Annotated in this window: 10 protein-coding genes; 4 read left to right on the top strand and 6 right to left on the bottom strand. The window is 76.8% G+C overall.

What is annotated here, in order from left to right; translation table 11 throughout:
• Window positions 1–23: 23 nt before the first annotated feature.
• From BJP25_RS13605 to BJP25_RS13625, 5 genes are all read right to left on the bottom strand, one after another.
• Entirely contained in the window at window positions 24–3,464 is a 3,441-nt protein-coding gene (locus BJP25_RS13605) for a DUF5682 family protein (RefSeq protein ID WP_075975268.1), read from the bottom strand.
• On the bottom strand, window positions 3,448–4,608 hold the full coding sequence (locus tag BJP25_RS13610; RefSeq protein WP_075975269.1) for an ATP-binding protein: 1,161 nt from the start codon (window positions 4,606–4,608) through the stop codon (window positions 3,448–3,450). Before BJP25_RS13610 ends, BJP25_RS13605 begins: the two co-directional genes overlap by 17 nt.
• On the bottom strand, window positions 4,605–9,461 hold the full coding sequence (locus BJP25_RS13615) for a hypothetical protein (protein ID WP_075975270.1): 4,857 nt from the start codon (window positions 9,459–9,461) through the stop codon (window positions 4,605–4,607). The genes BJP25_RS13610 and BJP25_RS13615 overlap by 4 nt, the downstream gene beginning before the upstream one ends.
• A complete protein-coding gene (locus tag BJP25_RS13620) occupies window positions 9,458–10,312 on the bottom strand; it encodes a DUF4132 domain-containing protein (RefSeq protein WP_075975271.1) in 855 nt (284 codons plus the stop codon). Before BJP25_RS13620 ends, BJP25_RS13615 begins: the two co-directional genes overlap by 4 nt.
• Window positions 10,313–10,654: 342 nt before the next feature.
• Window positions 10,655–11,551 (bottom strand): LysR family transcriptional regulator, encoded by an 897-nt coding sequence (locus BJP25_RS13625; protein ID WP_075975272.1) that lies wholly within the window; start codon window positions 11,549–11,551, stop codon window positions 10,655–10,657.
• A 70-nt stretch (window positions 11,552–11,621) separates the two neighbouring features.
• Here BJP25_RS13625 and BJP25_RS13630 point away from each other — a divergent pair, with 70 nt between their 5' ends.
• The 3 genes from BJP25_RS13630 to BJP25_RS13640 are packed head-to-tail and all read left to right on the top strand — an operon-like array spanning window position 11,622 to window position 13,580.
• Window positions 11,622–12,299, top strand: a complete 678-nt coding sequence (locus BJP25_RS13630) for an SDR family NAD(P)-dependent oxidoreductase (RefSeq protein ID WP_075975273.1) — start codon at window positions 11,622–11,624, stop codon at window positions 12,297–12,299.
• 16 nt (window positions 12,300–12,315) lie between these two features.
• Window positions 12,316–13,155, top strand: a complete 840-nt coding sequence (locus BJP25_RS13635) for an AraC family transcriptional regulator (protein ID WP_075975274.1) — start codon at window positions 12,316–12,318, stop codon at window positions 13,153–13,155.
• Window positions 13,152–13,580, top strand: coding sequence for a VOC family protein (locus tag BJP25_RS13640; protein ID WP_075975275.1), 429 nt, complete (start codon window positions 13,152–13,154; stop codon window positions 13,578–13,580). The genes BJP25_RS13635 and BJP25_RS13640 overlap by 4 nt, the downstream gene beginning before the upstream one ends.
• A gap of 6 nt (window positions 13,581–13,586) precedes the next feature.
• On the opposite strand, the gene recD2 is transcribed toward BJP25_RS13640, so the two are convergent.
• Window positions 13,587–15,884 carry an SF1B family DNA helicase RecD2 gene (recD2, locus tag BJP25_RS13645; RefSeq protein ID WP_233158066.1) on the bottom strand — a complete coding sequence of 766 codons (2,298 nt, stop codon included), beginning with the start codon at window positions 15,882–15,884 and terminating at the stop codon, window positions 13,587–13,589.
• Between the two features lie 80 nt (window positions 15,885–15,964).
• Here recD2 and BJP25_RS13650 point away from each other — a divergent pair, with 80 nt between their 5' ends.
• On the top strand, window positions 15,965–18,703 hold the full coding sequence (locus BJP25_RS13650; protein ID WP_233158067.1) for a DEAD/DEAH box helicase: 2,739 nt from the start codon (window positions 15,965–15,967) through the stop codon (window positions 18,701–18,703).
• The last annotated feature ends 16 nt before the right edge of the window (window positions 18,704–18,719 follow it).

An 18,719-nucleotide genomic window follows, 5' to 3' on the forward strand; every position in this document is an offset into this window, starting at 1 on the left:
CACGAGCCCTGTCGCCACACCGGTCACCCGCGCACCTTCTCCCCCACCCACCGGGCGAGCTCGGTCGGGCTGAGCGCCGCGACCGGCATCCCCGCCGCGACCAGCGCGCCCGCCACCGCCGCGGAGTACCGGGCGGCACCGGTGTCGTCGAGGCTCGCGCACCCGAGCACCGTCACCCCGGCGGTGACCAGCTCGCGGACCTGCGCGGTGAGCGCGGCGACCGGGCCGCCCTCCTCGAAGTCGCTGACCAGCACGACCATCGTCCGCTCGGGCACGGTGACCAGCGAGCGGGCGTGCCGCAGCGCGCCCGCGATGTGCGTGCCGCCGCCCACGCGCACCTCCAGCAGCAGCGACAGCGGGTCCCCGACGTGGTCGGACAGGTCGACGACCTCGGTGGAGAAGGCCAGGAAGTGCGTCGAGAGCGACGGCACCGCGGCGAAGACCGCCGCGGTGAGCGCCGACCACACCGTCGAGGCCTCCATCGACCCGGACACGTCGACCACCAGCACCAGCCGCCAGTCGCTCGCCGCGCGCCCGCGGGTCCGGAACACCGGGCGCTCCGGGACGACGACCACCCGGCCGTCCGCGCCGCGGCGGGCGGTGGCCAGGTTGGCGCGCAGGGTCCTGGGCAGGTCGAGCCGCCCGCCCGGACGCCGCGTGGGCGTGGGCAGCAGCAGCCCGGACAGCGCGGGGCGCACCCGGGTGGCCAACTGCGCGGTCAGCTCCCGCACCAGGCGCGCCACCAGCGGCCGCAGCCGGGCCAGCGCGGTCTCGGAGAGCCCACCGGCCAACGACAGCACCGTCCGCAGCAGCTCCACCGACGGGCGGACGCTGTCCGGGTCGATCTCCAGCGCCGCCTCGACCCGCCCGCCCTCGACCGCGGCGGCGAGGACTTCCTCGCGGACCCCGTCGCCGAACAGCTCGCGCAGCTCGTCGGACCACTCGCGCACGTCCGGGAACGGGCTCGACCGGTCGGCGCCGAGGTCGCCGCGCGCGGCGCCTTCCCCGCGCTCGCGGCCGTAGAGCTCGTCCAGCGCGGCCGCGTACCGGGCGCCGCCGGACGGGCGGTCGCCCCGGGTGCCGAGCACCAGCCGCCACCGGACCCCCGCAGGCAACCCGCCCGGGTTCCCCGCCGCAGCGGGCAGGGCCGCGGCACCGCCACCGCCCGCCGTCCACGCGCGGGGCGCGCCGAGTCCGTGCTCGGCGGCGACGGCGAGCGCGTCCTGCTCGGCGGCCAGCCACCCCGCCAGGTCGACGGGATCGGGCGCGCCCGCCACGTCGACCTTGCCGCCGGTGCGCTGCTCGACCACGTCGAGCACGCGGGCGCGCGCCGCCGGGCCGATGGTGGTGAACGCGCCGCGCAGGGCGGGCAGCCGTTCCAGGAAGTCCCCGTCCGGCAGCGCTTCCACGCGTTCGAGCAGCGGGCCGAGCGCGTCCGGGGCCTCCAGCAGCGACGACGCCGCGGCCAGCACGCCGGTGAGGCCGAGCCGGAGGGCGTCGCGGCGCTCGGGCGTGCTCGCGGAGTCCACCCAGGACGCCACCCGCCCACCCAGCTCGGCGGGCGGGGTGAGGCCGAGCAGCACCCTGGCCGCGCCCGCGGCACCGGCGACCAGCGGGCCGCCGCCCTCGACCAGCGCCCGCAGGGCGGCGGCGAGCCGGACGCCGGTGCCGCGGCTGTCGTGGCGCAGGCCCAGTTCGACGATCGCGCGGGCGTCGGCCGGGTCGGTCGAGCCCGCGAGCCCGTCGACCTGCGCGACCGCGGCGGCCTCCAGCTCCTCGACCAGCACGGGGTGCGCCGCCAGCACGTCCGCGCCCGTGCCGGGCAGGTGCCCGGCACGCAGCCGGTCGAGCAGGTCGAGCCCGGTGAGCAGCTGCGGCAGGGTGGCGGCCGACGGCAGCACGACCGCCGCGTCGTCGAGCAGGTGCCCCACCACGTCGGGCAGCGCGCACGCCGCGGCGACGTGCAGGTCGGCCAGCACGTCGGCGGGGGTGTGCCCGGCGCCGGTGGCGCGCTCGGAGCGGCGGGAGAGCAACCGCCCGCGCGCGGCCGCCTCCAGCGTCGTGCCCCACATCCCGGCCACCGGCAGGGTGGCGGCGGTGGCCGGTGTCCACCCCACCGTCCACCGGGTGCTGAGGGTGTCGCCGCCGCCGATGCCGGTGGTGCCGGTGTCCTCGCCGTAGGGGACGCCGAGGGCGTCCAGCCTGCGCAGCGCGACCTCCCGCCGCTGGTCGAGCGGCGAGCGCAGCGGGTCCAACCGCAGCTGCGCCCTCTCCCGCGAGGTCGGGCCCGGCAGGCGCAGGTCGTCGAGCAGGTCCTCCACCGCGGGGGCGAGCCCGGAGCGCGGGGTGCCCGGGGCGAGCACGCCCGTGCGGTGGCCCACCAGCACCTCCTGCGCCGCCCGCGCCACGACCCGGCCGCGGCCCAGCGGCTCAGCGTGGGTGAGCACGGTCTGCACCGCCTCGACGACCTCGCTGCGCCCCGGGGCGGGGATGCCGCGCAACCGGGCCAGGTCCACCGCCAGCCGCAGCGCTTCGAGCGCCTCGGCGGGCCCGGCCGGGTGGCCGAGGGCGCGCAACCGGGCGGACAGGGCGACGATGACCCGAGCGGCGGCGGCCTCCACCGCCGCCGGGTCCCCGCCGGCACCGAGCACCGCCTGCTGCCACTCGGGGTCGCGGATGCCCGCCGGGTACCCGGACCGCTCGTCGAGCAGCGCGAACCCGTAGGGCACCAACGACGTCACCACCTGCGCGGCGGGCACCTGCTCGCGCGGCGCGTCCGGTCCGCGCAGCAGCGCCGCGGCGTGGAACGCGCCGACGACCGCGGCGCACCGGCGGCCGCCGACCGCGGCCACGGCGTGCCGCATCCACTCCTCGCGCCGCAGGTCGTGCGCGTCGACCCCGGCGCCGTCCGGGCCCGCCGCGTCGGTCCGCAGCGCCCACCCGACGTACAGCGCCGCCCGGCGCACGGCCTCCGGCGCCTGCCCCGGCGCGGCCGCCTCCACGAGGCGGTCCCACAGGTCGTCGCCCGCGCGCCCGGACACCGTGGCGCGCAAGGCGTCCGCCAGCGGCGACCCGTGCTCGCGCCCGCCCCCGCGCTCCCCGCCGCGCATCGCCATCGGCAGGTCGCACGGCAGCACCTCGACACCGTTGCGCGCCGCCCAGCGCACCGCCGCCAGCTCCGGGGAGAAGTCGGCGAACGGGTAGAACGCCACCCCGCCACCGTCGCGGTGGGCACCGGAGAGCGCGACGGGCGCGGTGAGCGCCGGGTCGGCCAGGTGCGGCAGCCACCGACCCAGTTCCTCGGGCAGCTCCACGAGCAGCACCTCGGGGGCGGCGGCGTCGAGCAGGGCGGGCACCACCGCCGCCAGGGCGGGCGAGTGGTGCCGCACCCCGATCAGGTGCGGGGTGGTGTGGTGGACGAGGTCGTCCACCACACCGGTGCCGGTCTCACGCGTCGAGGACATCGCGCAGTTCCCACAGCCGCCGCCAGGCGCGGGCGCCGCCCTCGGCGCGCCTGCGCACCGCCCCGTCCCAGTACCCCAGCAGCCGGGCCGCGTCGGCGGGGTCGTCCTTGCGCACCACGCCGAGCAGGTGCCCGGGCAGCAGCGACAGCGGGTCGCGGTCGCCGGGGAAGTACGCGTCGGCCAGCCCGATCGCGGTCGCCACCGCGACCGCCTCGGCGGTGCTCATCACCGTGGAGGGTCGCTCGACCGCCCAGCCCTCCTCCGACACCCCGTTGCGCAGGTCGCGGAAGGCGGTCACCAGCGCCTCCAGCACCACGTCGTCGACGGCGAACGGGGCCTCGACCCGCTCCAGCGCCGCCGTGGCCTGCCTGCGCACCAGCTCGGTCTCGGCGGCCAGGTCACCGATCGGGCCGACCGCCTCGAAGTTGAACCGGCGCTTGAGCGCCGCGGACATCTCCGACACGCCCCGGTCGCGCAGGTTCGCGGTGGCGATGACGGTGAAGCCGGGGGCGGCGTGCACGGTGGCCTCCGGCGTCCCGGCCAGCTCCGGCACCGAGATCCGCCGGTCGGACAGGATCGACACCAGCGCGTCCTGCACCTCCGGCAGGCAGCGGGTGACCTCCTCGACCCGCACCACGGCACCGGTGCGCATGGCCTGGAGCACCGGCGAGGGCACCAGCGCGCGCGGGCTCGGCCCCTCGGCCAGCAGCAGCGCGTAGTTCCAGCCGTAGCGCAACTGGTCCTCGGTGGTGCCCGCGGTGCCCTGCACGGTGAGCTGGCTGCTGCCGGACACCGCGGCGGCCAGCAGCTCCGACAGCATCGACTTCGCCGTGCCCGGCTCACCGACGAGCAGCAGCCCGCGCTCCCCGGCCAGGGTCACCACGGCCCGCTCGACCAGGGCGCGGTCACCGACGAACTTCGGGGTGATCGCCAACCGCGACGGGAGGTCCGCCGCGGCCGCACCCTCGGGCAGGGGCAGGGCGTCGCCGCCGCTGCCCATGACGAAGGTGACCACCGCGCGCGGGGTCAGCCGCCAGCCGGGCGGGCGGCGGCCGGGGTCGAAGGCGGCCAGGAAGGCCAGTTCCCGGGCGTGGGCGTCCTCGGCGGGGTCGACCTGCCGGGCGGGGGTGGCGGTGGCGGTCACCGGCGTCCTCCGGTCGTGAGCTCCTCGTAGGCGGGGGCGTCGCCGTCGAGCACCCGCTGCCAGGCGCGGGTGAACAGCTCGGCGACGGTGCCGAGCGGGGCGATGACCCCGTCAGGGGTGTCGGTGAAGCCGAACAGCGGCGCCTTCCACCGCTCCAGCGGCAGGTGCGGGGCGCCCAGCGCCAGCCACCCGCCGGGCAGGAACAGCGACCGGCCCGCGCGGGCGCGCTTGGCCGAGAGCACCAGGTCGGTGGCCGCCAGCGCCGCCCGCGCCGCGCGCAGGCGGGCGGGCTTCCACCCGGTCCACCGCGCGGTGTTGGCGTCGGTGGGGTCGGCCAGGGCCAGCAGTTGCAGGTAGAGCACGGCCGCGTCGTCGTCGAGGCCGCAGCGCTGGGCGACCTCGGTGACCAGGTGCGGCACGGACACCGACGGGTCCTGGTGGAACGCGGTCGGGTCCCCGTCCGGCGCCGGGGCCGCCGCGCAGGCCCGGGTGAGCCCGTCGGAGCGGATCAGCTCCAGCGCCCGCACGACCTCCCGGTCGTAGGTGACCTCCATCAGCGCGGTCAGCAGCGGCAGGTCCGCCTCGCCCACGAGCCCGGGGTGCACCACGACCCGGCAGTAGACGTCGCTGTAGCCGATGACGTGCAACCACGGCCGCACCCGCAGCACGTCCCCGGCGGCGGGCGCGTCGATCCCGAGGACGCCGCACACCTCCGCGGCGCCGTTCCAGTGCCCGAGGTCGATCCCGAACTCCGGCGACGCGGTGCGGGCGCGCAGCAGCTCCAGCGCCTCCGGCAACCGCTCGCGCAGCGGCGACCCGGCGGGCAACCGCTGGGCCAGCCACAGCAGCACCCGGGGCAGGTCGAGGAACTCCCGGTGGCCGAACCCCTCCTGGTCGCGGACCTTCAGCTCGCCGCCGTCGAGGTGGGCGCGGGAGTCGCGGGTCAGCCACGGTGTCGCGGCCGGGTTGGCGATGCCCGCCAGGTACTGCCCGGAGCGGTCGGTGGCCAGCAGCTTCGCGCCGTCGACCAGCACGTCCTCGGGCACCGGGACGCGGCGGCCGTGCCGGGCCACCCACACCTCGGCCACCGCGGCCAGGTCCACCCCCGTCGTCCACAGCGCGGCCGGGTCGGTCGGCACGGCCGCGGCGAGCAGCGCGCGCCGGTCGTCGCCGCCCATCGCCTTGAACAGCTGCCGGGCGGCCTTGGCCGCGCCGCTGGACAGCCCGATCACCTTGCGCTCGGCCGCGGTGAGGTAGTTCGCGCCCCAGCTGTCCACCTCGGGCATGCCCGCCAGCAGCACGGCGGCGTCGGCGGTGCCCAGGCCGGTGGCCTCCGCCAGCTCCGCGGGGGCGCCGGGCACCCACGGCACCGGGCCGTGCTCGGCCAGCGCGGCGAGGAAGCGGTGCACGCCGGCGGCGTCCAGGCGCTCGCCGGGTTCGGCGGAGTCCACCAGCACCCACCCCTCGGGCAGCCGGAACTCGCCAGGGGTCACCGCGTACTGCACGCCGTGCAGGGCGTAGTGGTCACGCCGCCAGTGCTGCTCGAACACGGCCACGAACCCGCCGGGCACCGGGAAGACCCGGTCGATGTCCGCGCCCGACCGGTCCGGGGCGGTCACCGCGACGGTGCGCCAGTGCGCGGAGGTGTCCAGCAGCCCGCTGTCGGCCACGGCCCGGAGCACGGCGACGAGGGCGTCGCGCTCGTCGTCCGGGGTGAGCGGCGACGCGGCCCGGTACGCCACGGCGCCGAAGCGGCCCAGGAACCGGAACCAGTCGCGCACCCCCGACTCCGGCAGGCGCGTGGCGCGCTGCGGGTCCTGCGTCGCCGCGACCAGGGCAGCGGTCACCTCCGGCAGCGTTGTCCGGGCGCCCGCTCGGGAGTTGTGCGAGCGGTAGCCGCCGAACCAGCCCAGCGCGACCTCGACGGCGCCCTCGGTGACGACCGGGCCCGCGTCGAGCAGGGTGGCGGCGTCGACGGACCGGGCGGCCGCCGCGATCGGCCCGAACGCGGCGTAGCCCGCGACCAGCCGCTGCGCCCGGCGGACCACCTCGACGACACCGGCGACGAGCGCGGAGTGGGTGAGCCCCGGCAGCGCGGCGGTGACCGCGGCGGCCAGCACCCCCGGCTCGCCGCGCACCAGCGACTCGTGCTCGGCGCGGTGCCCGCGGTTGGCCTCCTCCGCCGGTTCCGCGGCCGCCGCGGCGAGCAGGGCGCGCACGGCGTCGTCAGACACCGCGCGCAGGGCGGCGGACCCGGCCTCGTCGCGCGGGCGCAGCACGTGCCACCAGGCCAGCGGTGGCACGAGCGGGGTGCCCGCGGCGAACTCCGGGTGCGCGTCGCCCGCGCTGATGGTGCCGTGCCGGGTGCCCTCCGCGTCGAGCAGGTTGAGGCCCCGGTAGCGCCGGGTCAGCACCAGCCGCGCGTCACCGGGCAGGGCGAGCACCCCGATGGGCTCGTCGCTGCCCTTGGGCAGCCGCGCCCGCCTGCCGTCGACGCCCTCGCCCAACCAGGACTCGTCCGGCTCCACCCGCACCCGCCAGCCGTGCAGGCCGTCGGCGGCGCCGAGCGGGCTCGCGGCCGTCGCCGGGGTGGCCGGGTGCAGGTAGCAGCCGGAGTGGTCCAAGCGGGCGCCGTCGGCGGCGAAGTCCTCCAGGAACCGCGGCAAGCTGGCCCGACCCCGCTCACCGGTGGCCGGGTCGACCTCCACCCACCGCCACTGCTCGCCGGTGTAGGCGCGGGTCCACAGGGTCGTGCCGTCGCTGTGCGCCTCCCCGCCGCTGGTGAACGCGGTGTCGCCCGGGTGCACCGCGCGCCCGCCCGACCACCGCGCGCCGCCCGGCAGCGCGAGGGAGGGCTCATCGATGTCGCGGTGGTACCCGTACCCGGACGTGCTCGTGGTGAAGACGTCCTCCGGGGCGTTGCTCCAGTAGGCGCGCTCGCCCTCGCGGCCGGGCCAGCGCACCAGCAGAACGCCGTCGTACCAGTGGGCGCTGGGCGAGAAGCCCCACCCCCTGCGGTCGTCGGCGGGGATGCGGGCGGTGTGCTCGGCGAGCACGCCGTCCGGCCCGACCACGACGAACTGCTCACCGCGGCGCAGCACGACCGCGGGCCAGCCCTCGCCGCAGAAGGACACGTCCTCGTCCCTCGGCCCCGCGCCCGCGCGCAACCGGGCCACCGCCTCGTCGAGCGCGGGCCAGCCCAGCTCGTCGACCAGGCCGGTGCGCAGCGTGGCGCGCAGCGCGCCCGCCACGTCGGTGGCGGCGATGGTGGCCGCCGCCTCGGGGGCGTCGACGAAGGACTCCGCGTTGCGCACCACCGACAGCTCGTCGAGCTGGGTGTCCAGCACCGGCAGCCCGGTGCTGGTGACCGAGGCCGCCCGCGCGGTGATCCAGTGGCGCAGCGCGGTGCGCAGCCCCGGCACGGACATCGCCGCCCGCACCGCCTCCGGGCCCATGCCCGCGTCCCCGGCGGTGCCGTTGGCGTAGGAGATGAAGCCCGCCGCCAGGCCGCCGACCACGTCCGGGGTGGCGGCCAGCGCCACCAGGTCGCGCCGACCCGGTTCCTCGTCGGCCAGCCAGGCGCGGATGTCGAGGTTGAGCCGCTGCCCGCTGTCGCGGCGCACGGGCACGCCCAGCGCCAGCAGCAGGTCCAGCAGGTCGACCTCGCTCTGCCGCCACCCGCGCAGCACCCGCACCTCGCGGCCGTCGGCGGCCAGCCGCGGGCCCATCCACTCGACCAGGGTGAGCAGCCGCTCAGACCGGGCCACCGCGCGCCAGCCGTTGGCCCGCGACTCCACCACCTGCGACAGCCACTCGGCGGGCAGGACGGTGTCGCCCTCGCGCGGCACCGGCGCGGTGAGGGCGTCGGTGGCGCCGCACTCCTCAAGGATCCCCAGCCACGTCTCGACCGCCGCGGCCGAGTCCGGGACGAAGGTGAGCAGGTGCGCCCGGACCTGCTCGTCCGCGGTGGCCAGGCGCACCAGGGACGCCCGGTAGGCCTTCCAGAACGCCGCGCCCGCGCGGTTGACCGCGGTGCTGTCGAGGATCGCGCGCAGCAGCCGCTCGTCCTCGGCGCCCAGGTCGAGCCCCGCGGCCTTGGCCAGCCTGCGCAGGTCCTCCGGCATGCCGGTGTAGGGGGCCAGCCCGCCGCGGGTGCGCTCGACGCACAGGGTGCGGAACAGCTCGTGGGCGGCGACCGGGTCGTGCTTGCGCGCCAACCCCTTCGCGTGCGCGGACAGCGCCTTGGCCGTCAGCGCGCCCGCGAAGGCGAACTCCAGGAACACCTCGCGGGTGCGGTCCGGGTCGACCCGCAGGTCGTGCACCTCCTCGGCCTCGCGGGCCTTGCCGAACATCGTCGCGGCGAAGGTGGTGTTGCCGTGGTCGAGGAACGCGCGCCCGGCCTGCTCGTAGAAGGTCGGCAGGAAGTGCGGCGCCGAGCGGCCCAGCATCTCGCCGAGGGCGGTGAACCCGTCCTTGGCCGCGCCCGCGCGGGAGCGGGCCGTCCTGGCCAGCCGCTCGACCTCCTTGACCAGGGCGAGCGCGTGGTGGGCGTTGGCCGGGTCGTGGATCAGCGCCCAGGCCGGGAAGCCCAGCGCGCTGCGCCGCCCGGTGCCGACCGGCTCGGCGCTCTCCGGCGCGGCGAACCCCAGGTACTCGCAGGTGAGGTCCTCCGCGGCGCCGAGCACCTCGGGCACCAGCCGCACCACGACGCGGTCGTCGAGGGCCGGGTGGCGGTAGCGGCGGGCGGTGATGGTGTCGCGGTCGTCGGCCGCGGCAGCCGCCCCCGGCAGCACCGCGCCCGCGGCGATGAGGGCCGCGGAGTCGTCCTGGTGGTCGCGCGTCGTCCTGCTCACTGCTCCGCCGCCTTGTCCTCGATCTCCCGGCCGTCGTGCACCGCGGCCGCCATGCGCATGCCCTCCGACCACGCCACCGGGCCCACCTCGGCCAGGGGCAGCGCGGTGCCGTCGGTGAGCGACCAGCGCAGGTCGCCGGTCCAGGTCTCCGCCTCCGGGTAGTCCCCGCCCAACCAGAAGCGCGCCTCGACCTCGCGCCCGCCCTCGAACGCGGTGTGCACCGCGTCGCCCCCGCGCACCGGGTAGCCCAGGCTGCGGCACCGGCTGAGCGCGTGGGTCAGCTGGGCGAACTTGCCGCCCGCGAAGTCCTTGACCGCGCTGGTGCCCGCCGGGAACGAGGCGGGCTTGGCGAACGTGCGCCGGAACAGCTGCTGCACCCGCTGCTCCACGCCCAGCTCGGCGCCGAACTCGCGCAGCTCGTCGAGGTCGTCGAGCAGGACCGGGTGCGGGATCGTCACCACGTCCGCCGTCAACCGCGCGGTGTCGCCGTCGAGGGTGACCACGCCGACGCCCCGGTCCTCGTCGGCCGCGCGCAGGAACCCGACCTCACCGCCCGCGGTGACGACGAGGTCGCGCAGCGCGCCCGACCACGCCGGGTCCGGCCACACCCGCACGAGCAGCGCGGTGGGCACCGGCAGCGAGCGCACCATCCAACCGTCCACGGCGGACAGGCACTCGGCGTCGTGGCGGTCGAGCCACTCCGCCAACTGGCGCAACCGCACCACCTGCGGGTCGTCCTTGAGCGACGCGGGGACCGAGGAGAGCTGCTTGCCCTTGCCGTTGCGGCACTGGACCTTCCGGTTCTCCCCGAGCCGCACCTGGTACCCGGTCCCGGCGTCGAGCCAGCCCACGGTTCCTCCTGCGGGTGTTGGTGTTGCGGGTGTTGGTGTTGCGGGGTTGGTGGTGCGGACACTAGCGGCGCCCACCGACAGTTCCGGAACCGGTCGGTCGATCTTGCTCGGCACAAGCTCGGCCGACCCCGCGCACGGCCGGGCGGTCGCGGCCTGCGATCCCGGCCGGGTCGAGGTGGTGGTCCCAGGCGACCACTGCGGACACCGCGTGCGGGTTGGCCACCTTGTCCAACAACGACAACCGCGGGGCGCGCGGCTTCGGCGCGGCAGGCGCTCGCGCGAGCACCCCTCCCCTCGCCACCGCTCAGGGTGGACAGCAGCCCTGGGGACCGACGGCCGCGGTCAGGCGAGCAGCGCCGCGCGGTCGTCCACCACGGACCAGGCCGCGCGGACGTAGGCGGCGACGGCGGGGTTCTTGGTGCCCACCGGGTAGGCCAGCGAGACCGTGCTGGGCAGCAGACCGTCGACGGGCCGGTAGGCGATGTCGGGGCGCGGGGTGTGCACGGCGGTGGAGGCGGGCACGAACGCCACCGCCCGGGTCAGCGCCACCAGTTCGAGCAGCTGGGACAGGTCGGCGGCCTCGGGCCCGGTCGGCAGCGGCCGGGTGGTGCCGTCGAGGCCGAGGGTGTGCCGCAGGCTGGTCGCGTCGCCCGCGGCCCACCGGGCGATCGGCTCACCGTCGAGGTCGGCGCGGACCAGCCGCACCCGCGCGGCGAGCCGGTGGTCGGCGGGCAGGGCGGCCACCCTCGGCTCGGTCAGCAGGTCCTCGAACTCGAACTCGGCGTCGTCGTCGACCGGGCGGCGCAGGAACGCCACGTCGGCGTCCCCGGCGCGCAGCCGCTGCGCCTGCTCCCCGCACCCGACCACCGAGACCTCCGGCGGCGGGAACCCGGCGTAGGCGGCGTGCACCGCGCGCAGCAGGGCGCCGTCGCTGCCCGGCTTCACCACCACCCGCAGCGGCCGGGTGGGCGCCGCGGCGGCGGCGACCCGCGTCTCCGCCACCCGCACCGCCGCCAACGCGGCCCGCGCGTCGGCCAGGAACACCGCGCCCGCCGGGGTGAGGGCGACCGCGCGCGTCGTGCGCTCCAGCAGGGTCACCCCGAGCCGGTCCTCCAGCTGCCGGATGGCCCGCGACAGGGCGGGCTGGGCCAGGTTGAGCCGCCGCGCGGCCCTGGTGAAGTTCAGGTCCTCGGCCACGGCGACGAAGTAGCGCAGGTCCCGCACCTCCAGGTGGCTCATGCCGCCAGGGTATCGGTGCCAGGCCGAGCCGGTCCTTCACCGCGGCCGCCGCCGGGTGTCGGATGGGCCCATGAACAGCACACCGATCGCACTGGTCACCGGCGCGAACCGCGGCATCGGCCTGGAGGTCGCCGCGCAGCTGGCCACCGACCACGCAGTCCTGCTCGCCGCCCGCGACGCGCGCAAGGCCGAGCAGGCCGCCGCCGCGCTGGCCGGGCGCGGGGTCGAGGTCACCCCGCTGGTGCTCGACGTGACCTCCCCGGGGTCGATCGCCGCCGCGGCGGCCCGGGTCGACCGGCTCGACGTCCTGGTCAACAACGCCGCCGTGCACTACGACACCTGGCAGGGCGCCGTCGACGCCGACCTGGGTGTGGTCGTCGAGGCGCTGGAGACGAACCTGCTCGGGCCGTGGCGGGTGACCCAGGCGTTCCTGCCCGCCCTGCGCCAGGGCCGCGGCCGGGTCGTCAACGTCTCCAGCGAGGCGGGGTCGGTCGCCGCCTTCAGCCCCGGCGTGCCCGCCTACCGGGTCACCAAGACCGCGCTCAACACCCTGACCAGGCTCTTCGCCGCGGAGCTCGCCGAAGACGGGGTCTCGGTGCTGGCCGCGTGCCCGGGGTGGACGGCCACGGAGATGGGCGGCGAGGGCGGGCGGCCGGTCCCCGAGGGCGCCGCGAGCGTCGTGGCCGCCGTGCGCGCGGAGGGCGGATCCGGCGGGTTCTTCCGGGACGGCGCGCCGCTGGCCTGGTGAGCCCCATACTGGGGCCGTGGTGAGCGAGTACCGGTTGGGACGACCCGCCGCGCCCCTGCGCGCGCACATCTCCCACTACGGCGGCTACCGCAGCGCGGGGGAGGCCCCGCAGCTGCACCGCGGCCTGCCCTCACCGCACCTGACGCTGATCTTCACCCTGGACGACCCGCTGCTGGTGCTCCAGCACGTCGACCAGACCACCGCCCCCACCGGCTACCTGTCGATGATCGGCGGGCTGCACACCAGCCCGGCGCTGATCACCCACGACGGGTGGCAGTCGGGGGTGCAGGTCTCGCTGCACCCGCTGGGCGCCCGGGCGCTGCTCGGGCTCCCCGCGGGGGAGCTGGCGGGCTTGGACTTCGACGCCGAGGCCCTGCTGGGCCCGCTGGTCGGCCGGGTGCGCGAGCGCCTGCTGCTCGCGGGCACCTGGGCGCAGCGCTTCGCCGTCCTCGACGAGGTGTTCCTGGCCAGGCTGGACGAGCGCACCGCCCCCGCCCCCGAGGTGCGCCACGCCTGGCGGCGCATCCTGGGGGCGGGCGGGGACCTGCCGGTGGCCACCCTCGCCGAGGAGGTGGGGTGGAGCGCGCGTCACCTGACCGGGCGGTTCACCACCGAGCTGGGCCTGTCGCCGAAGGTGGCCGCGCGGGTGGTCCGCTTCGACCGGGCGCGCCGCTCGCTGGTGCTGCGCCGGGGCACGATCGCCGAGGCCGCGGCCGCGCACGGCTACTACGACCAGTCCCACCTGGTGCGCGACTTCCGGGCGTTCGCGGGCTGCACCCCGACGACCTGGCTGGCCGAGGAGTTCCGAATCGTCCAAGCCCCGCTGGCCCAGCAGGCGGCAGGATCACCGGCATGAGCACAGAGGACGAGCCCGGGACCACCCCGGCACCGCAGGTCTGGCCCACCTTCACCGCGAAGGACGCCGACGCGCTGATCCGCTTCCTGGTCGACCAGGTCGGCTTCGAGGAGACCGCCGCCTACCGCGGCGACGACGGGGTGGTGCACCACGCCGAGCTGGTGTGGCCCGAGGGCGGTGGGGTGATGTTCGGCCAGGAGCGGCCGGGCGCCAGTCACGTCACCCCGGCGGGGTCGTTCAGCGCCTACGTCGTGACCGCCACCCCCGACGCCCTGCACGACAAGCTCGCCGCGGCGGGCGCGGACATCGTGACGGCGCCCTTCGACACCGACTACGGCTCGCGCGACTTCGCGCTGCGCGACCCCGAGGGCAACCACTGGTACTTCGGCACCTACCCCGGCGCCCCGCGGCGCGGCCACGGCTGACCCGGGTCAGAACGCGAACTGCTGCCCGTCCGGGGTCCGCGCGGGTGGGGCCTCGGACGGGCCGATGGCCGACAACCGGTGGGTCAGCAGGGTGTTGCGCCTGCGCGGGCGGTTGTCGATGGCGCGGAACAGCGCGCCCCGGTGGCCGACGACCACCACGAGCTTCTTCGCGCGGGTGATCGCGGTGTAGAGCAGGTTGCGCTGCAACAGCGGGTGCGGGGTGTCGTTGGTCAGGGGGATGACCACGTACGGGTACTCGCTGCCCTGCGAGCGGTGCACGGTGATCGCGTAGGCGTGGGCCAGGGTCTCCAGCTCGTCGAAGTCGTAGGTGACCACCTGCCCGTCGTCGAGGGCCACCTCCAGCCGCTGTTCGTCCTTGTCCACGGCGGTGATCGTCCCGGTGGCGCCGTTGAACACCCCGAACTCGCCCTTGGTGGGGTCGTTGCGCGTGGGCATCACCTTGTCCCCCACGCGGAACGGCCGGTCGTCGAACCAGTGCTCGTCGGTGCCGTCGCCGTCGCGCGGCGGGTTGCGCCGCTCCTGGGCGAGCCTGCTCAGCGCGGTGGCCCCGGTGGCGCGGGCCTTGCCGGGGCAGAGGATCTGCACCTGCGCGGGCGGGCAGTCCTGCTTGGCGGGCAGCCTGCGGGTGGCGATGTCGACGACCAGCTCCGCGACGTCGGGCACCGGGTCCTGGTCGAGGTCGTGGAACCAGAACTGCGGGCCGTTGACCGGCGGCCTGCCCGCCACGACCCGGTTGGCGTTGTGCACGATGCCGCTGTCCGCCGCCTGCCGGTACACCGTGTCCAACCGGGTGGAGGGCACGTCCGCGACCGAGAGCAGGTCGTGCAGCACCGCGCCGGGCCCGACGCTGGGCAGCTGGTCGACGTCGCCCACGAGCAGCAGGTGGCTGCCGTCGGGGATGGCGCGCAGCAGCCGGTCCGCGATGAGCACGTCCAGCATGGACGCCTCGTCGACCACCACCAGGTCCGAGGACAACCCGTCGTCGGGGTCGAACAGGCCGCCGTCGTCGACCGGGTTGTCCCTGCGGTGCACCAACCGGTGCACGGTGGTGGCGCGCAGCCCGGTCAGCTCGGACAGCCGCTTGGCCGCGCGCCCGGTCGGCGCCGCCAGCGCGACGGTGGCCCCGCGCGCCCTGGCCCGGCGCACCAGCGCGGCGACGGTGTGGCTCTTGCCGCTGCCCGGGCCGCCGGTGAGGATCGACAGGGTCTCGGTCAGCGCCATCTCCACGGCGGCGAGCTGGCGCTCCCCCAGCGGCGGGTCCTCCGCGGGCGCGGCGCCCGCCCTGGTCGGCAGCTGCGAGGGGGCGGCCATCAACCGGCGCACGTTCTCCGCCACCGCCACCTCCCTGCGGTGCAGCCAGGAGGGGAAGACCAGGTCGTCCTCGAACAGCGCCGGGGTGCGCTCCAGCACCACCGACCCCATCTCGCGCAGCTCCTCCAGCGCGTCCTCGACCAACTGCCCGTCCTGGCGCACCAGCTGGGTGGCGGAGGTGAGCAGGGCGGAGCGGGGCAGGAAGCAGTGCCCGCCGCCCCCGCGCGCCTCGTCGAGCACGTGCAGCAGCGCGGCGCGCACCCTGGCCCCGCTGCGCTCGGGGATGCCCACCGCCAGCGCGATCTTGTCCGCGATGTGGAAGCCGATGCCGTGCACGCGCTCGATCAGCTGGTAGGGGTGCTGCTCGACGATCTGCTGGGCCTCGGCGCCCAGGTGCCGGTGGATGCGCACGGCCAGGCCGGGGGTCACCCCGACGCCCTGCAGGAAGACCATCACCTCGCGGATGGCGCGCTGCTCGGCCCAGCCCTCGACGATCGTCGCCAACCGCTTGCGGCCGATCAGCGGCACCTGGAGCAGCAGGTCGGGGGTGGTGTCGACGACGGTGAGGGTGTCCGCGCCGAACCGGTCCACGATGGCCTGCGCGATGGTCGGGCCGATGCCCTTGATCAGGCCCGAGCCCAGGTAGGCGCGGATGGCGCGGACCGTGGCGGGCAGCACCCGCTCGCAGGTCAGCGCCCGCACGGTGTCGGTGTGCCGCCCGCTGGTGGGGCGCCGACCGCTCACCCGCAGCGTCTCGCCGGGGCGCAGGCCGGTGAGGACGGTGCCCGCGACGGTCACCGGGGCGCCGGTCTCCCCGGTGGCCAGCACCGCCACCGTGTGCCCGTCGGAGCCGACGTGGATCACCCGGTCGACCACGCCCTCGACCTCGACCAGCCCGTCCGCGCCACCGGGCCCCCGCTCGGGGGTCCCGGCCTCGTCGTGCTCGCCCGGGGCCCGCGTGCCGTCCGCCACCGCGCACCTCCCGCCGCACCGCTGTTGATCACGTAGGGTAGTCCGGTGCGGCGGATGACGGTGGCAGGCGGGCGCGACCGGTGGCCAGGCTGACCCCACCCGCCGCGGCGGCGACCCCGGCCCGGCGCTCGGGGCAGGGCCCGGTGCGGGCGGTGCCGGTGGCCCGCCCGCCCGAGCCGCGGTCGCTGCACTGGTGCAAGACCACCGACCCCGACCTGCGGCTGCCGGAGCTGCCCGCGGGCACCGACGCCCGCGTCCTGCTCCCCGACGGCGACGCCTTCGACGACCTGCGCGCCCGGCTCACCGAGTCCGGGGTGGCCCACCGCTCGGTGCGGCACTGGATCGAGGACGAGGTCATCACCACCGTCGGCGTCGACGCCCTCACCGTCACCACGGCCCTGACCTCGAAGAACCGCCGGGACTGGGGTGGGCCCACCGCCGACGGGCGCGCCCTCGACGCCCGGGACGCCTTCGCGGCGGTCTGGGACGCCCACGGGCCGGTCGAGCAGGTCGACAGCGTCCCCGCCGCCGACCTGGTGCCCGCCGAGTGGCTGGACCACCTGCCGTTCCCGGTGCTCAACCCGGCCCAGGCGCACGCCGCGCCCGCGGTGCTCGGCTCCACCGGGCACCTGGTGATCACCGCGCCGACCGGGGCGGGCAAGACCGTGGTGGGCATGCTGGCGGTGCTCAAGGCCATCCTGGGCGAGGGGCGCAAGGCCGCCTGGCTGGTGCCGCAGCGGTCGCTGACCGACGAGCTGGACCGGGAGCTGGCGAGCTGGCGCGGGCGCGGCCTGCGGGTGGAGCGGCTCTCCGGTGAGCACCTGACCGACGCCGAGCGGGTGCGCGCGGCCGACCTGTGGGTGGCCACCACGGAGAAGTTCGAGGCCATCTGCCGGGCCAGCTCGCTGCAGGCGGCGCTGGCCGAGGTCGGCTGCCTGGTCGTCGACGAGGTCCACCTGCTCGGCGCGCCCGAGCGCGGCCCGCTGCTGGAGGCGCTGCTGGCCAGGGTGCGCGGCGCGGGCTCCCCGGTGCGGATCGTGGGGCTGTCGGCGACGGTGTCCAACGCCGAGGAGATCGCCTCCTGGCTGGGCGGGGAGCTGGTGGCGACCACGTGGCGCCCCACCACGCTGACCTGGCAGCTGCCGCAGATCCCGGCCACCTCCGACCGCACCACCGACTCCCAGATGCGCACCAGGGTCGCCGTCGACCTCACCCGGCAGGTGACCGCCGACGGCGGCAGCGTCCTGGTCTTCTGCGGCACCAAGCCCAACGTGCGCACCACGGCCCTGGCCATCGCGGCCTCCCGCGGCGCGCCGACCGCAGGCGTGCACATCGACGACACCGACCGGCTGCACCGGGTGTGCGCGTCGGTGGGCGTGGGGCTGCACTACAAGGACTGGGACCACAAGCGCGAGGCCGAGGAGCGCTTCCGCGCCCGCGACTGGGACGTCCTCGTCGCCACCACGACCGTCGCCGCCGGGGTCAACCTGCCCGCGCGGGCGGTGGTCGTGCGCGACACCCGGGTCGGCCTCGACGACGTGGACGTGGCCACGGTGCTGCAGATGTTCGGCCGCGCCGGGCGGGTCGGCGCGGGCGAGCGCGCCGGGTGGGCCTACCTGGTGACCTCCGAGCTGGAGCGGGCGAACTGGCAGGCCGCGCTGGTCGACGGCTACGCGGTGCACTCGCAGATCCACGAGAGCCTGCCCGACCACGTCCTCGCCGAGGTGGTGCAGGGCCGGGTGACCACCGTGGCCGAGGCCGAGGCGTGGTGGCTGCGCACGCTGTGCCACCACCAGGGCGACCAGGACACCGAACCGGTCGTGTCCGCGGTGCTGTTCCTGGTGGAGAACGGCTACCTGTCGGTCGCGGAGCAGAAGGTGGTCGCCACCGAACTGGGCCTGTTGACCGCCCGGCTGATGGTGGGCACCCAGGTCGGGGCCGCCCTGCGCGCCGCCCTGGCCAAGGTGGACCCCCCGCACGACCCGGACGTCGCGGAGGACGTGCTGATCGCCCTGGTGGCGCTGCTGGTCCCGGAGCTGGCGCACGCCCCGGTCGCGGAGCCGCTGCGCCCCGCGGTCGCCACGATCGTCAAGGCGGGCGGGCGGCGCGACCTGCTGCGCCCGAGCACGGCCGTCTCCGGCCTCGGGTCGTCGGTGACCTGCGCCCCCGGCGACCTGGCGAAGGCGGCGCTGCTGCTGGTCGCGCACTCCCCGCAGCTGTTCGCCCGCGGCGGCAGGGTGGTGGCCGGGCTGCCGCAGTCGACGCTGTTCCCGGTGCTGGACCAGGCACCGCGCTACCTGGCGTGGTTGGCGGCGCAGGGCTACACCCGCACCGCGCACCCGTGGGTGGCCGTCGTCGCGGGCGACCTGGCCCGCCGGGTGCGCTGGCGCAGGCTGGGCCCGGGGCGCGGCGCGGGGCGGCTGCTGTGGATGTGCGAGCAGATGGCCCCGGCCCCGCACACCGACGAGGACGTGCCCCGGCTCTGGCAGGCCGCCCGCTCCCGCGGGGTGGCCGCGCCGGACTGGCCGCACACCACGCCGCCGCGCGGCTGCCGCCTCGACCAAGGCGAGTACCTGGCCCTGCTGCGCGACCGGTGCACCGGCGCCGAGCTGACGCCCACGTCGGTGACCGGGCTGACCGCCGGGGTGCTGGTGGCGTGGAAGGGCGAGGAGACCGCGGGCACGGCGGTGGTCGACAGCGCCGAGGTCGACCTGCCCTCGGCCGTCGACGCCGCGGTCTTCACCCGGCGCGGCGACCACAAGGCCACCGGCGCCCTGGCCGCCTACCAGGCCATCGACGAACGTGTCGGAAATAGTTGACACGTCGACGCCGGTC

Source organism: Actinokineospora bangkokensis (assembly GCF_001940455.1).
Classification (GTDB): Bacteria; Actinomycetota; Actinomycetes; order Mycobacteriales; family Pseudonocardiaceae; genus Actinokineospora; species Actinokineospora bangkokensis.